The organism is Paenibacillus aceris, from assembly GCF_017874035.1.
GTDB lineage: Bacteria > Bacillota > Bacilli > Paenibacillales > NBRC-103111 > Paenibacillus_E > Paenibacillus_E aceris.
In genome coordinates, this window is sequence record NZ_JAGGKV010000023.1 from 30160 (window position 1) to 43864 (window position 13705).

Consider the following 13705-nt stretch of genomic DNA (forward strand, 5'->3'; position numbering starts at 1 on the left):
GATTCCCCGTTTTTTATACTTCTTTTCTATCAAATTTATAGTAACCAAGTGCCAAAAACAACATACAACTGGAAATGAGGAACAAGGAAGTTGTCATGAGCTTGCCCGCCGAAACGGTTTGACTAAGCCAAAGCATATGCCAATCCGTGTAAGAAGCAGGTGAAAAAGCAGCAATTGAGCTCAACAGGAACGGAGCAACTTTGGCTGCCGCGTATAATACGAGCGAAAAAACCATGAAGCTGCTCGCACTTTTGAAAAACTGAGAGACAAAGACGAACAAAGCTGACAAAGCAATCATCGATACAAAAGCAGCAACATAAGCTTTCACCATGTGAAAGGATTCAATAACATTTGCAGCTGTTCCTGCAAAAAGGTTGCAAATAAAGGTAATGATTCCAAGCAGAAGCAGGATGCCGGCAATCCCTGTGGCTAGGGCAGCAACTTTCGTGCCAAATACTTGAAAACGTGAGTTCGGACGCAGCAAAGCAAGTTTCAACGTTCTCGACGCCACTTCACCCGGAAACAAATCGCCGGTAATCGTTAAGATAATAAGCGGAATCCAAATACTTGTATAAATGGTTAACATCATGATCGGAAAGGATTGGCTTACGGCCATAAGTCCTAGGATGGGCTGTAGTGCGCCCAGTGAGATGGCCAGCAAGACTGGAAGTATCGCTGAAAAGATAGCAAACATAACTACTTTTTTCCGGTACAACAGCAAATGAAGCTCATTGAAGTAAGCAGCGCGCCATCTATGCACAATCTTTATCCCCCTTGGAAAGCTGAAGCTCATCTATATAAAACTGCTCTAAGGATTGATTGCTTTTCAGCAGTTCGGATACATAGCCCTCTTTTTTTAAATGTCCATCTACGACGATACCTACCCGATTACACAGCTGCTCCAGCTCATGAATCATATGGCTTGAAATTAAAAATGACGTCCCTTTCTCTTCGGATAGCTGTTTAATTAACTTCCGAAACATGACCGTTCCTTCGATATCTAAGCCATTCGTAGGCTCATCCAAGATGACAAACTTCGGTTCCGGCAGGATAGCCGCCGCAAGCGCGAGCTTCTGTTTCATCCCCGTAGAAAAACCCTTTGTTTTCTCTTTACGAACTTTGAGCAAGCCTACAAGATCCAGGACTTCTTCCATCCGCTTTGGTGTGACTGCGGGATAGAACCGAGCGACAAGCTTCAAGTACTGCCAAGGGGTAAGAAACTCATGAAAATCAGCCGATTCAATCATGCTGCCAACATGCTCCATCCCTTGTTCGAATTGTTCGGCCAGGTTGGCATTAAACAAAGAAATTGTTCCTTGATCAGGACGTATTAATCCGGTAATGAGCTTAAGAAATGTGGTCTTACCAGCGCCATTTGGACCTAGTAAACCATACACGTCACCTTCATGTAACTGCAGACTAATATCGCGAATTCCCCTGTCGTTGCCATACACTTTGCTCAAATGAAGCGTTTCTAATATGGTGTTCATTCAGATTCCTCTTTTCATAAGAGATATAGCAGATAAGCTAAGACCGAGACGCCTATCTGCTATTTCCTTACAGTCGATTATTCGTTATCGTCTTGTTGTCTTCCATGGTGATCATTCTTCAATGTCTGTACGGTTTTGCCCGCAAGATCAATGGTGTCAGGCGATGTGCTGTTAAAACCGGATAGATCTGCCTGAAGGTGAAGGTTTACTTGATGTACAGTTCCACTGTCATCTTTACCAGAGACCGTTAAATCCGCTTCTTGATGAGAGATATAATTATTAGCATTTACCGTTGCCTTCATGGATACTTTTTCGATTTTGATATCTTGCGTCAACTGTGGAGCTGCATTTTTCAGGAAATCTTCTTTGAATGGCAGCTTATTTGGGTTTGCTGCATCATCATTCTTCTCGCCATCGTTCTCTTCCTTCGTTGCTTGTTTAATCGCAATTGGCGCTATAGCATTAACAACCGCAGGAATCTGTGCGTTATCCAGTTGAATCGCAATTTCTTTCGATCCGTCATCTTTCGTATCAACGGCTACGAAGTCCTTCAAGTTACCAACTAAAGCATCAATAACCGTTTCAACTTGCTGAGGAATTTCTGTCTCATTCAGCTTTTTCTCGGCTTTATGCTTCTTGGCACCTTCTTGTTTCACAAAATACACATCGCTTGCGCTTGATTTAAGTACGGTTTGATCATTTTGCTTATAGACACTGAGTGACTGTGAAGTACCATTCGCCGCAACATCCGCATTTCCACTTGCCGTTTTCGTATCAAGGCTCATCTTGAAATTTCCGTTTGCACTTACAAGCACGCTGCCATTATCTTGCAAGGCTGCAGCCGCTTGTACGGCTACATTTTGAACCGTTTTGGTGTTCTTAAGCGCGGATTTATATGCGTCATATCCCGATGTACTCGCCAATGCACTAAACCCGGTTGTCACCATAACTATACTGCTCACTCCAACAGCGCTACCTAACATCAACCATTTCTTTTTCATGATTTCCTCCTAATATAGCTAATTTAGGGATCTTTGAGCGGAGCTCAAAGTCTCTCCTCTTTGAAAGCTGGGCTTTCAACCTCATCATAGTCAATAAAAATGAAACGCTTGTGAACCATTTCTTAAATCTTTCTTAACTCTCTGTCCGCAAAAAGAAAAATCCGTTCAAAATTCAAACGGATTCATCTACCTCATATGTTGGAAGCCTCATTTGATTGCGGAAGATGGCGTCTCTTGCTTGCGCCAGATTTTGGACTCCACAGCTTCGTACCACTGAATGACTTGCATGAACCATTTCAGTGCCAACGACGAGCGCTTAAATAATTGCTGTACGAGAACCGCGGCAGCCATTCCGATGAATGCTCCTGCCAGGACGTCAGAGGGATAATGAACCCCTGTCCAAATTCTTGAGAAAGCAATACATGCTGCCAGTGCAAGCCAGAGCCTTCCATCTTTTCTTCTGTATAACCAGATGGATGTAGCGATTACGAAAGCTCCGATCGCATGATCACTTGGAAAGGAAGCATTCGCCGGATGCGCAATCAGTTGAATAACTTGGTGTGTGACAAACGGCCGATCCCGATAGAAGAAGTGCGAAAGCAGACCACTGAAACCTAACGCCACACATGCGGCTATAATGGCTTCACCCACCATTCGGCGATTAACTTCTTGCCGCGTAAACCAATACACGATTATCCCCAAATAAAATACGTATTCCGCATAAGAAGCGAACAAACGCATCACTGGGTTCAGCGCCGTTAATGTAGTTCCTAATTGATTAATGAGTTGAAACCAATGATAATCCACCTGTGAAAAGTCCATTTTCATCATCCTCTACTTATAATGAATACCGTAGCGACGGCATTTACTATGAATTTACCTGATGAAGATGAGAAGAAAATGAGAAAACCTATTCTAGTGAACAGATGGGCTAATAGGCAGTTTAATGCTTACGCTAGTCCCTTCGTTCTCCACGCTTTCGATTGTCATTTCGCCACTGTAGTTGCGTACAGACTGGTTGGCAATCGATAATCCAAGTCCCGTTCCTGCGATCTCACGATTTCTCGCTTTATCTACCCGGTAGAAACGATCAAACACATAGGGCAAATCCGCTTCCGGAATTCCGATTCCATGATCTCGCACTATGATTTGGACATCAGTTTTCAACCGTAAACCCTCGATCACAATCCTCTTGTCATTAGCCGAATACTTCACTGCGTTATCTAGAACGATTAAGAGAATTTGCTCTAGATGCAGCGGACTGATGGAGATAAGAACATCTTCAATGCTCTCTGTTTTCAATTGAAATTCAAATTCAGAATGGAGGGCCTCAAATCTATCAAGCGTCTCATGAATAAGCGGGACTAGTGGAATTGGCTTACTAATTTCAGTTAGAAGCTGAGATTCGACTCTCGTTAGTGTCAGAAGTTCTTGAACAAGCCCTTTCATCCGCCTTATTTCTTGAAGTGAAGCTTGCAAGGATTCTTCTAAGACCTCTGGATTGGATTTCCCCCAACGATTTAAAAGGGATAAGTGGCCTTCCAAGATCGTAATAGGCGTACGAAGCTCATGGGAGGCATCCTCTACAAATTGCTTTTGTTGACGAAAAGAGATTTCTAACTGATTCATTAATTCATTAAATAACTGCGCTAAACTGGATAGTTCATCTCCATTTTGAATATTGCCGACACGTTCTGTGAGTCCTTTCTCTTTGACACTTCGAATGGTGGATGTAAGTGCTCGAATAGGATGCATTAATTGCCGCGCAATCGCTAAACCGCTAAAGGCGCTTATAAAAATCGCCAAAACCCCGCCAATCAGCATGACCCAAAGTAACGTCTCGCTAAAAAGATCGAAGGTTTCGAGATTACTTGCTAGCTCTATAGTTCCAGCGAAATTTGCGGTTTGGATTGGACTTCGATAGATCAGAATATGATCTTCGTTATGAGTCGTATCGAACAGCTCTGGCTCCGTTATTGACTTCGGTGTAACCCAATTTTCATCAAAATGATTGGTAACCGTCAGAAGTGGCTCTCCCTCTTTGCCAACTATGCGCACCAATTGATTTTTTCCAATCATTTTCTCGAGGTAGGCACGGCTTTCCGTTATCTGAAGAGCATCCTCCGTATGATATTTTTCCTGAAAATAATCTTGAATCTGCGCCATACTAACTTGAATGTTGTCCCGCTCCTGGTTCATCATCCACTGCTTGAGAACAAGATACTGGGCAAAGTTATACGTTGCAAATAGAAGGAAAATGAGAGCGGTTGCTCCTAGTGCGAGCTTCCATTTGATGGGGAGTTGCCGCATGTAGCGTAATAATCGTTCCATCATCGCATCACGTATCCAATTCCCCGAACCGTTTGAATTAGGCTATTCTCGCCAGCTTGATCTAACTTATTCCGTAGATATCTGACATACACATCGACAACGTTCGTCTCTACCAAAGAATCATACCCCCAGACATGATCCAATAGCATATCGCGCGTCAGCACAAGGTTAATGTTTTTCATAAACATCACTAAAAGATCGAACTCACGTTTCGTTAGTTCAACGACCTGCTTATCCTTATAAACAATACGAGCATCCATATCGACCTTAACATCTTGAAAAGAGAGCATCGAATGAGGGGCATTACCTTCCAATTCCAAACGCCGGAAAATTGCTCTTACCCGCGCCAATAATTCCTCAATGGCAAATGGCTTGGGCATATAATCATCGGCTCCGCTATCTAGTCCTGAGACACGATCAACGACGCTGTCTCTGGCTGTCAGCATCAGAATCGGAGTCTTCTTGGCAGCGCGAATGCGCCGGCAGACCTCAATTCCGTTTAGCCCCGGCAGCATCACATCCAGCAAGATTAAGTCCCAGTTATCTTGGAGGGCCATTTCTAGCCCGGTTTTCCCATCGTACGCGGCCTGCACTTCAAAAGATTCATGCTCCAGTTCCAGTTGAATAAACCGAACCATGTTCTTTTCGTCTTCAATGAGCAATACCCGTTTCATTGGCATCTCCCTTGCATTATTAATTTTCTAATTATAAATCATCTAGATGAGAATAAAATGAAAAATAATCCGAAACACGATTACCATCTAGTTTGAAGATGTAGGTAACTTTCTATTCGAAAAGCCCCCGAAAACTGGGCCTGGCAGCCTGGCATGTTACGTTCATCTGTTGACTTAGACCGTGCGAAGAACAATCAACTTTTTGCACGCATAAGATGTATGAGGGCACGTTACCTTTATCCACTAGAAAAGGGTGTTACGGATGTCAAATAAAATACTGGTCATTGAGGATGAGGAGAAAATAGCGAGGCTGCTGCAATTAGAGCTTACGCATGCCGGTTATACCGTCGAGTTAGCTTTGGATGGTTCTGAAGGGCTGCAGAAAGCATTGCAAGGCTTGTGGGATCTCATCCTGCTTGATATTTTACTACCTGTTCAGAATGGTTTTGAATTGATTAAAACATTTCGCGCGACGAATAAAGTAACTCCCATTATCGTAGTAACCGCATGTAGGACGACAGAGGATATTGTCAATGGATTTGACTTAGGAGGACATGACTACGTCACCAAACCCTTTCACATAGAGGAGCTGTTGGCTCGGATTCGTGCTTGTATTCGCCATCACAAGCAAACCCATGACACCGGAAATGACTTAAAAAATAAAGACGTCATTACTTACTCTTTGCAAGATACAAGCGTAAATCTTAGAACAAGAGAAGTGATGCAGTACGGGAAAAATATCGATTTGACGCCAAAAGAGTTTGAACTTCTCCTCTATTTGATTGAGCATAAAAATGAGGTTCTTAGCCGCGAACAAATCATGAATGATGTTTGGGGATATGATTTCTTTGGGAATTCCAATTTGGTCGATGTCTATATCAGATACGTGCGTAGGAAACTACTGGCTCCGTATCCTGTAATTAAAACCATTCGGGGTATTGGATACTGCTTGGAGGTTAGCGGAGTTGAAAATTAAAACGAAAGCCTCCTTATTATCCTTTGTGTGGCTAATCTGTATTCTGCTGCCTCTCACCTTCTTTATCTACGTGCTTTATGCCAGGCTGGAGAAGGATGAAGAGATGGCAACTTTGGAAAATGCAGCCCAGGTCATCCTCCAAAGTAGTAGTCCTGCTGAATTGCTGCAAGAAGGGAATACCCGTATTCTGAAAATGTACCTCCCTGATCACACGATGATCCGGACACTCGATCCCTCTTCGACGGTTATCAACCTAGCTTCCCATACGTTCGAATATGTTGGCGTTCCTCCCAAGTATACTGAAACAACGGAAGCTTATTCTCAAGAGTTGAATGACGAAACTATTATGATCGTCCGAACGCCGATCCGCCAAGGAGCGGATATTGTCGGTACTTTGGAAATCGTTTCTGAAGCTAATGAATTAAAGGAAAGCTTATACCGCCTAGTCAGCATTATGTCCTTCGTTACACTAGCGACTATCTTGGTCTCTATATCTGCAAGCTTTTTATTGTCCAAAATGATTTTCATGCCTCTTTCCCGCATGGTTCAAACGTTGAAGGATATCCAAACGAATCTCCAAATCAAAAAACTGCCGCTAGATCGCAAATCGAAGGATGAACTCTACCAATTATCCGAAACATTTAACCACTTAATGGAACGTGTTGAGACAAGCATGAAGAAACAGAGGCAGTTTATTTCGGACGCCTCACACGAATTCAAAACCTCCCTCACCATTCTCGAAGGGTATACGTCATTAATTCGCAGATGGGGATTCGAGGACATTGACCTCCATAAGGAAGCCTTAACCGCAATACATGAGGAATGCCTTCGAATGAAGCATGTTACTTATCAATTGTTAGAACTCGCTGACCTCGAACATGAGGGGCAGCTGACCCTTAGCCAGTTTGATCTCGTAGCGCTTTGTAAAGAAAGCATTCATCTGCTGCAACCTCTATCTACGAAAGAAACAAGGTTCATCCCCTCCGAATACAACCTGATCATAGAAGCAGACAAACTGAAAGTGAAGCAAGTGATCCTGATTATTTTGGATAATGCCATGAAATACAGTAAACAGCATATTGAAATCCATCTCACCCGGAAAGAATCGTCCGTATGCCTTCGAATGATTGATGATGGAATCGGTATTCCTGCAGAAGAACTGCCTTTCGTTTTCGAACGATTCTATCGGGTCGACCGTTCCAGAAACAGGCAAACGGGCGGTTCCGGTTTAGGATTGTCTATTGCTAAACGTCTCATCGACCAGCACCAAGGGACAATTGAAATCCGCAGTGAACTCCAAAAAGGAACAGAAGTTATTATTACTCTCCCCATTAACCGTAATAAGCCCCCTATTTCTTCATAAAGAAATAGAAGGCTTAGTGTGGTACTCTATCAGCTGCTAGATTGATTCAGCAGATATTTAGCATACTGCAGCGGCGTTTCATATGTTCGGTAGAATGTCTTATTCATCTTCGCCTTTTTGAACGTATAGCGCTGGTCTCGTCCATTCATCTCAATGAATTTGATGCGGCCTTGATGATCAATCCCTATATCCAGTCCGACATCTGCCAAATTAGGCAATTTACCGCTCAAATCATGCATTATCGATAATGCTGCCTCGCGGATGGCCTCTTTCATACGTTCAGGATCTAATCCGTTGAGTTTAAATAATTCTTCGGTACGCTTTACTTTCCCACCCTTGGCCACGTTGGTCACATGTCTACCCGATGCAGCAACTTTGCCAATCATTCCGGTTACCTGCCATCTCCCGGTTTCTCCGCGTTGAACCGATACACGCAAATCATAAGGTCTGCCATTGTAAGTGGCTAGTGGAATCGCTTCTTGAATCATATAGGTTTGAGTCCCGACATGCCTCGCAATAATAATAACGGCTTTGTTCCCGGTTAAAAGCTTCGGATTCCCTTTTTTCCAATATAACAACCATTTGCCGCTCTCATGCTTGGATAGCTTCAATATGCCATTACCTACACTATTGTTAGTTGGTTTTATGAAAAGGGAAGAATATTTATTCATCGCCAATAGCAATTGCTCTTTTGAATATTTCATTGAAATGGGAAGGTATTGGCGCAAGTTGGCATTCTGATAGATCAGCTTGTAAATCCGGTACTTGTCATACCGATTCTGCCGGTTGAATACGGTACTGGATTGGGATAATTGTTTGAGTTTTCGTTTTAGATTGGGAGATAACGTGATCGCTCGATTATGCATAACATTAGGAATGGGCTGGCGCTTGAGTCTGTACATATTTTTAGCGAAAACAAAACCAAGAGCTGATTTTTTCCCGATATGAGGAAGTGACATATAAAAGAGTTTGAGTTTCAACTGCTTCGCTGCCTTATTATAAAGGGAAAGACGTTCATTGCCGGTTCTGTTGCTAGGTATTCCCTTAAATGTTTTTTGATCCAGTAGGACACCGACAGTATCAGTATGACTCATGTTCATGAATACACCACCATTTTATATTGAGTATGATATAGTAGATGTCCTGTTAGCTTTATCCAACACGGTCGCTGCCTACTGATTCAAATGAGAATGTTATCATAAAAGGTATCCGATAGGTACCTTGAGCAAAGCCTTTCTGACAAAATCCGTCTCATCGCTCTTGCACCAAGGTCTATGAATATCGGATGGCAAGAAGATTACATACTGCCCCGGATAAAGCTTCAGCGCCATTTCATGCTCGACAGTATGAAAAAAGATATGGTCGTCCATTGCGGGAATCACTTCAACCGGTTGATTCTTCTCATGATCACGAGCAAAACCGAAGGTCTCCGATCCGGCAACAATATAGTGGATGTCCAAATATCGCTGATGCCGTTCCGGAAGAGCTTCCGCGAATGGCATCGTGGCTGTCCTTTTCACAACGAGATAGGTGCCGTCCTCTCCAACGGGATATACCCCATCCTCTATCGCTTCAAACGAACATGCATACAGGTAGTCCAAGTGCTGGGCAAGCCGCTCGGAAAATAACCATCTTTCCTCCGGCCACTTGTGAAAATCTCCAACGATCACATGTGCCCCCCCCTATGCTATGTGTTTACTAACATCAACAATGAGCCTGCAATAGGCGTCATGATCATCGCAGTGCGGAGAAGCAGCTTCGGAGCTCTTTTCGTAAATTTAGCGCCAATATAAGAACCGATCATTGTACCGGCAACGACCTGAGTGAGTAAAACAAAATCCAGAAATCCAGCTTGGAAAAATCCAATCGAACCGAACAAGGCAATAGGTAAAATAACGACCATCGTCGTTCCCACCGCTTGCTTCAGCGGGAATCCGAATAAAATGAGCAAAGCCAGCTGGATAAACGGGGTAGAGCCAATCCCAAAAACCCCGGAGAGAGATCCGGTAACAAGACCGGTCACCGCAGCTAACACCCAGAACCTAACTTTCTTTATTTCTGCAGACTCCTCTGCAAGCGCTTGTTCCTTTGCAGCGAACACCTTGCTCGTACGAAGCCAAATAAGAAGCCCCGAGATGAACAGCATGCCGCTGGTAAGCCAAATGAGCTGCTCTGCCGCAATCATTCGAGCCACGAAAGTTCCGGCATACGCGCCACCCGCACCGAAGGTACCAATAATTAGGCCTGATCGTAATCGCGCATTCCCTTCTCGAAAATGACTGACCGAACCCGATAAGGTCGTAAATACCATCGCCGCTATCGAGGTTCCAAGCGCCGTATGAACAGGAATATGAAAAACCGCAAGCAGAATACCAATGATAAAACCTGAACCTCCCGTCCCGGCAAATCCTAAGATCATACCCATCAGAAGCATGGTCGCTAATATTTCCACATTCGCCATCTACTTTCTCATTCAGGTTGTTTGATACGTATATTGTTGATAGAAAGAAGGCCGCATATCTGTCCGATTCCGATTATGCCCATTTTCTCGAATGAATTTCAAGTAGTCCAGATTGATATCACCGACCACGACCATTTCCACATTCGCTACTCCCTGGCTAACTATCGCATTAGGGGTGCCAATCATCGGTTGAATCGGTGAGTAGATACCACTCTTGCCTGTGAAAGTAAATCCATATGGAATATGAGTTGGAAAAGGAATAGATCCGATCATGTGGCTATTTACGACAAATACCTGATTCTCTGACGCTCGCGCTTGTGCGAATAGAATGTTCCGGCTCTGCCCCCATTCATCAAGACAGCAGGTTGGAGCGAGGATAATATCCGCCCCCATCTGACTAAGGATGCGGGCCACCTCCGGAAAGGAGTTATCGTAGCAGATGGAGATGCCATAGGTCACGCCATTTATCTCGAAAACTTCCAGCTTGTCGCCGGGCGTGGTCAATTCTTTGTTATACACCATTTCATAGGAAGGATGTATCTTATTCTGTTCGTATACAGCACCGTTAGCCGTAAAAACATAAGCTGTATTATAATAGCAGTTGCGATCCGGCTGGTAGGCGAAATGCGTCCCAGCAGCAAGCGTCATCTGATACTCCTTGGCTAGGTTAGCGCATAATTGCTTAATAGCTGCCGTATACTCTTTGCCAAACCACTCAAATACTTTCGTAACATCTTCCGTGCTTTTACTTTTAAAATGGTGCAAAGTGAGCAGCTCTATAGCAAAAAACTCTGGTAGTAAGAGCAGCTCCGCCCCTTGTGCAGCAGCAGTTTCCACATGCCACCGGACATGATCCTCAAAGTCTTTCATTGATTTTAGCTTTTTGGCCCGAAACTGGCTGCTGGCAACTTTCATCTTAATTAACTCCTCTCAGTTCGACCTCATGGGTGAGATTGCGCATGAATTGATTCATGCGAGTATTTTTCATATGAAAGACTTCGTCTGGTTTGCCGCTAATCGTGATTTGACCCTCTTCCATAAATAGAACGCGATCGGATACGTTGCGGGCAAAATTCATCTCATGTGTAACAACGACCATCGTCATTCCCTCTTTAGCGAGTTGAACCATAATATCGAGCACCTCGTGGACCAATTCAGGGTCTAGTGCAGACGTTGGTTCATCGAACAAAATAACCTTTGGCTCCATCGCCAAAGCTCTTGCTATCGCCACGCGCTGCTGCTGACCCCCCGATAAATTGGCGGGATATTCATTGATTTTCTCTTGTAAGCCAACCTTTTCCAGCAGTTTTATCGCTTTTGCTTCCGCCTCTTTGCGAGGGACTTTTTTCACAATGCGCGGTCCTTCGGTTACGTTATCGAGCACGGTTTTGTTGGGCCACAAGTTAAATTGTTGAAAAACCATACTGACTTCAGAGCGAAGCCAGGTCAATTTCATATAGGATTGCAGTGTTAAGCGGCCGCGTGAGTTTGTCTTATATTCCGCTTTTCGCTTATCGACGTAAATCTCTCCCGAGGTTGGAATCTCAAGCAGGTTCATACAGCGGAGCAAGGTGCTTTTGCCGGCACCGCTCGGACCTATAATCGAAACAACTTCACCCTCGTGAATTTCGAGATTGATTTGATCCAGCACCTTTTTTTGATGAAACACTTTATTAAGTCCCCGAATATGAATCAAGTCGCACGCCCCCTACCTCTTAGCAATTCGCAGTTTTTTTTCGATAAAGTACTGCAGCAGCATGATGGAACTGGTCATGGTTAAGTAAATGGCGCCCGCCACTCCAAGCGTCTCCACGACACTGTACGTACTGTTGTAAGCTCGTTGTGCACCCAGCATTAAATCCGGCACGGTAATGATTGAAACAATCGCTGACTCCTTCAGCATAATGACACAATTGTTAATATAAGGCGGTGTCAACAACCTGACTGCTTGCGGAATGGTAATGCGAATCATCTTCTGAAAAGGATTCATCCCGATTGAATCCGCCGCCTCCAACTGACCGCGATCCACGGACATTAAGCCTGCACGAATAATTTCCGACTTAAAAGATGCCGAATTGATCGACATGGCCGCAAGTCCTGCGATAAACGCAGGAAGCTTGAGACCGAACGGCGTTGCATAATACAGCCAGAACAGGGTTAACATTAAGGGGGTTCCACGGAACACCCACACATAAACGAAGGCAATGCCGCGAAGCACGCTGATGCTGGATAGCCTCATCAAAGCAATAAAGTAGCCAAGTACCGTTGCGCACAAGATGGCTAGTATGGAAATTTTAAAAGTCGTCAGCGCCCCCTCAAGATAGAGGGGCATATAATTGGATACGATGTCCCAGTCCATGCCAATCACTCATTTTCTGCTTATTTTTAGGTTACTTCGGAAGTGGCGCACCTACCCATTTGGTAGCGAGCTTATCAATCGTCCCGTCCTTCATCTTCTCTTCAATAAGGCCATCGATGATTGCTTTTAATTCAGGTTCGTTTTTGCGTAAACCAACGCCCATATTTTTCACGGCCGCAACTTTCCCAACCAATTTAAGCGGCTTCTCGCTCTTATCATTTTTGATGTAATCATTTGCAGCAATATTGCCTACCGCATAAAGATCAATTCGGCCCGCTTTAAGATCTGTAAATGCCTCCGCATTTCCCGGGTATTCCTTAAGCTCCTTGAATCCTCCGAATTCCTTAATGACGGTATGTGTCGCCGAGCCGCCAATGACGCCGGTGATCAGGCCGTTTAGCTTCGTTACGTCCTCTACCTTCGTACTATCCTTTAAAGTGACTGCAACCGTACCATCTTTGCCATAAGGGATTGAGAAATCAATACTCTTCTTTCTCTCATCCGTTTCGGAAAGTGCGGACATGACAAGATCGAATTTCCCGGCAACCAGACCCGGAATCAGTCCTGCGATATTTCCCGGTACGAATTCAACTTTTACTCCAAGCTTCTCCGCAATCATCGTGCCGATATCAATATCCAGACCTGTAAGTTGACTTTGCTCATTCATGAAGGTCATAGGGCGGAAGTTGCCGCTTGTTCCAATAACAAGTTTGCCATTCTTTTTAATCTGTTGAACGGTTTGTGAAGTTACAGGTGCATTTGTTGCTGCTATTGCGGGTGATGCTGTTCCTGCTGCCTGCTGCTCGGAAGGCTTTGCGGATGTACCTGTCGTCGTTGCTTTGGTACCGCAAGCTGCAACTAAGAAAAGCGACGTAATGACCAAACCCATACTCATCCATTTAACTCTTTTCATTCTCCTCAACCCCCGTAATGTATGTTGTCTTGATATGTTAGATTATATATCACAAAAATCCAATTTACATTAGAGTTTCTTCACAAATCTACCTCAATCTATTTGTGATTCTTTCACAAACACATTCACTATATTGC

General features: G+C 44.0%; 15 protein-coding genes. 2 read left to right on the forward strand and 13 right to left on the reverse strand.

Annotation, left to right across the window (positions count from 1 at the left end; translation table 11 throughout):
• Nucleotides 1-13: 13 nt before the first annotated feature.
• From J2Z65_RS28495 to J2Z65_RS28520, 6 genes are all read right to left on the reverse strand, one after another.
• Nucleotides 14-760 carry an ABC transporter permease subunit gene (locus tag J2Z65_RS28495; RefSeq protein ID WP_167066715.1) on the reverse strand — a complete coding sequence of 249 codons (747 nt, stop codon included), beginning with the start codon at nucleotides 758-760 and terminating at the stop codon, nucleotides 14-16.
• Nucleotides 753-1490 carry an ABC transporter ATP-binding protein gene (locus J2Z65_RS28500; protein ID WP_167066718.1) on the reverse strand — a complete coding sequence of 246 codons (738 nt, stop codon included), beginning with the start codon at nucleotides 1488-1490 and terminating at the stop codon, nucleotides 753-755. The genes J2Z65_RS28495 and J2Z65_RS28500 overlap by 8 nt, the downstream gene beginning before the upstream one ends.
• 77 nt (nucleotides 1491-1567) lie before the next feature.
• A complete protein-coding gene (locus J2Z65_RS28505) occupies nucleotides 1568-2491 on the reverse strand; it encodes a hypothetical protein (RefSeq protein WP_167066721.1) in 924 nt (307 codons plus the stop codon).
• Between the two features lie 207 nt (nucleotides 2492-2698).
• Nucleotides 2699-3313: an undecaprenyl-diphosphatase gene (locus J2Z65_RS28510; RefSeq protein WP_167066724.1), complete on the reverse strand. Its 615-nt coding sequence runs from the start codon at nucleotides 3311-3313 to the stop codon at nucleotides 2699-2701.
• Between the two features lie 93 nt (nucleotides 3314-3406).
• Entirely contained in the window at nucleotides 3407-4825 is a 1419-nt protein-coding gene (locus tag J2Z65_RS28515) for a HAMP domain-containing sensor histidine kinase (protein ID WP_167066727.1), read from the reverse strand.
• Complete coding sequence (locus J2Z65_RS28520) at nucleotides 4822-5496, reverse strand: response regulator transcription factor (protein ID WP_167066730.1); 675 nt, start codon at nucleotides 5494-5496, stop codon at nucleotides 4822-4824. Before J2Z65_RS28520 ends, J2Z65_RS28515 begins: the two co-directional genes overlap by 4 nt.
• A gap of 262 nt (nucleotides 5497-5758) precedes the next feature.
• Here J2Z65_RS28520 and J2Z65_RS28525 point away from each other — a divergent pair, with 262 nt between their 5' ends.
• Both J2Z65_RS28525 and J2Z65_RS28530 read left to right on the forward strand, forming a co-directional pair.
• On the forward strand, nucleotides 5759-6472 hold the full coding sequence (locus J2Z65_RS28525) for a response regulator transcription factor (RefSeq protein WP_167066733.1): 714 nt from the start codon (nucleotides 5759-5761) through the stop codon (nucleotides 6470-6472).
• A complete protein-coding gene (locus J2Z65_RS28530; protein WP_167066735.1) occupies nucleotides 6462-7835 on the forward strand; it encodes a HAMP domain-containing sensor histidine kinase in 1374 nt (457 codons plus the stop codon). Before J2Z65_RS28525 ends, J2Z65_RS28530 begins: the two co-directional genes overlap by 11 nt.
• 29 nt (nucleotides 7836-7864) lie before the next feature.
• Here the strand turns inward: J2Z65_RS28530 and J2Z65_RS28535 are convergent, their stop codons facing one another.
• The 7 genes from J2Z65_RS28535 to J2Z65_RS28565 all read right to left on the reverse strand — a co-directional run bounded on the left by J2Z65_RS28535 (nucleotide 7865) and on the right by J2Z65_RS28565 (nucleotide 13568).
• Nucleotides 7865-8935 carry a YheC/YheD family protein gene (locus tag J2Z65_RS28535; protein ID WP_167066738.1) on the reverse strand — a complete coding sequence of 357 codons (1071 nt, stop codon included), beginning with the start codon at nucleotides 8933-8935 and terminating at the stop codon, nucleotides 7865-7867.
• 96 nt (nucleotides 8936-9031) lie between these two features.
• The gene (locus J2Z65_RS28540; RefSeq protein ID WP_167066741.1) at nucleotides 9032-9505 is read right to left on the reverse strand and encodes a YhcH/YjgK/YiaL family protein; all 474 of its coding nucleotides are present in this window, start codon (nucleotides 9503-9505) and stop codon (nucleotides 9032-9034) included.
• Nucleotides 9506-9522: 17 nt separating this feature from the next.
• Entirely contained in the window at nucleotides 9523-10296 is a 774-nt protein-coding gene (locus J2Z65_RS28545) for a sulfite exporter TauE/SafE family protein (RefSeq protein WP_167066744.1), read from the reverse strand.
• Between the two features lie 12 nt (nucleotides 10297-10308).
• Nucleotides 10309-11211, reverse strand: a complete 903-nt coding sequence (locus tag J2Z65_RS28550; RefSeq protein WP_167066747.1) for a nitrilase-related carbon-nitrogen hydrolase — start codon at nucleotides 11209-11211, stop codon at nucleotides 10309-10311.
• A 1-nt stretch (nucleotide 11212) separates the two neighbouring features.
• On the reverse strand, nucleotides 11213-11992 hold the full coding sequence (locus tag J2Z65_RS28555; protein WP_167066750.1) for an amino acid ABC transporter ATP-binding protein: 780 nt from the start codon (nucleotides 11990-11992) through the stop codon (nucleotides 11213-11215).
• Nucleotides 11993-12004: 12 nt separating this feature from the next.
• Nucleotides 12005-12655: an amino acid ABC transporter permease gene (locus J2Z65_RS28560; protein WP_167066752.1), complete on the reverse strand. Its 651-nt coding sequence runs from the start codon at nucleotides 12653-12655 to the stop codon at nucleotides 12005-12007.
• A 31-nt stretch (nucleotides 12656-12686) separates the two neighbouring features.
• Nucleotides 12687-13568 (reverse strand): substrate-binding periplasmic protein, encoded by an 882-nt coding sequence (locus J2Z65_RS28565; RefSeq protein WP_167066754.1) that lies wholly within the window; start codon nucleotides 13566-13568, stop codon nucleotides 12687-12689.
• Between the last annotated feature and the right edge of the window lie 137 nt (nucleotides 13569-13705).

What these genes read in the sequence shown, in the direction of transcription:
- J2Z65_RS28500 (WP_167066718.1), bottom strand. Translation starts at nt 1,490, where the DNA reads ATGAACACCATATTAGAAACGCTTCATTTGAGCAAAGTGTATGGCAAC.
- J2Z65_RS28505 (WP_167066721.1), bottom strand. Translation starts at nt 2,491, where the DNA reads ATGAAAAAGAAATGGTTGATGTTAGGTAGCGCTGTTGGAGTGAGCAGT.
- J2Z65_RS28510 (WP_167066724.1), bottom strand. Translation starts at nt 3,313, where the DNA reads ATGGACTTTTCACAGGTGGATTATCATTGGTTTCAACTCATTAATCAA.
- J2Z65_RS28515 (WP_167066727.1), bottom strand. Translation starts at nt 4,825, where the DNA reads ATGATGGAACGATTATTACGCTACATGCGGCAACTCCCCATCAAATGG.
- J2Z65_RS28520 (WP_167066730.1), bottom strand. Translation starts at nt 5,496, where the DNA reads ATGAAACGGGTATTGCTCATTGAAGACGAAAAGAACATGGTTCGGTTT.
- J2Z65_RS28525 (WP_167066733.1), top strand. Translation starts at nt 5,759, where the DNA reads ATGTCAAATAAAATACTGGTCATTGAGGATGAGGAGAAAATAGCGAGG.
- J2Z65_RS28535 (WP_167066738.1), bottom strand. Translation starts at nt 8,935, where the DNA reads ATGAACATGAGTCATACTGATACTGTCGGTGTCCTACTGGATCAAAAA.
- J2Z65_RS28545 (WP_167066744.1), bottom strand. Translation starts at nt 10,296, where the DNA reads ATGGCGAATGTGGAAATATTAGCGACCATGCTTCTGATGGGTATGATC.
- J2Z65_RS28550 (WP_167066747.1), bottom strand. Translation starts at nt 11,211, where the DNA reads ATGAAAGTTGCCAGCAGCCAGTTTCGGGCCAAAAAGCTAAAATCAATG.
- J2Z65_RS28560 (WP_167066752.1), bottom strand. Translation starts at nt 12,655, where the DNA reads ATGGACTGGGACATCGTATCCAATTATATGCCCCTCTATCTTGAGGGG.
- J2Z65_RS28565 (WP_167066754.1), bottom strand. Translation starts at nt 13,568, where the DNA reads ATGAAAAGAGTTAAATGGATGAGTATGGGTTTGGTCATTACGTCGCTT.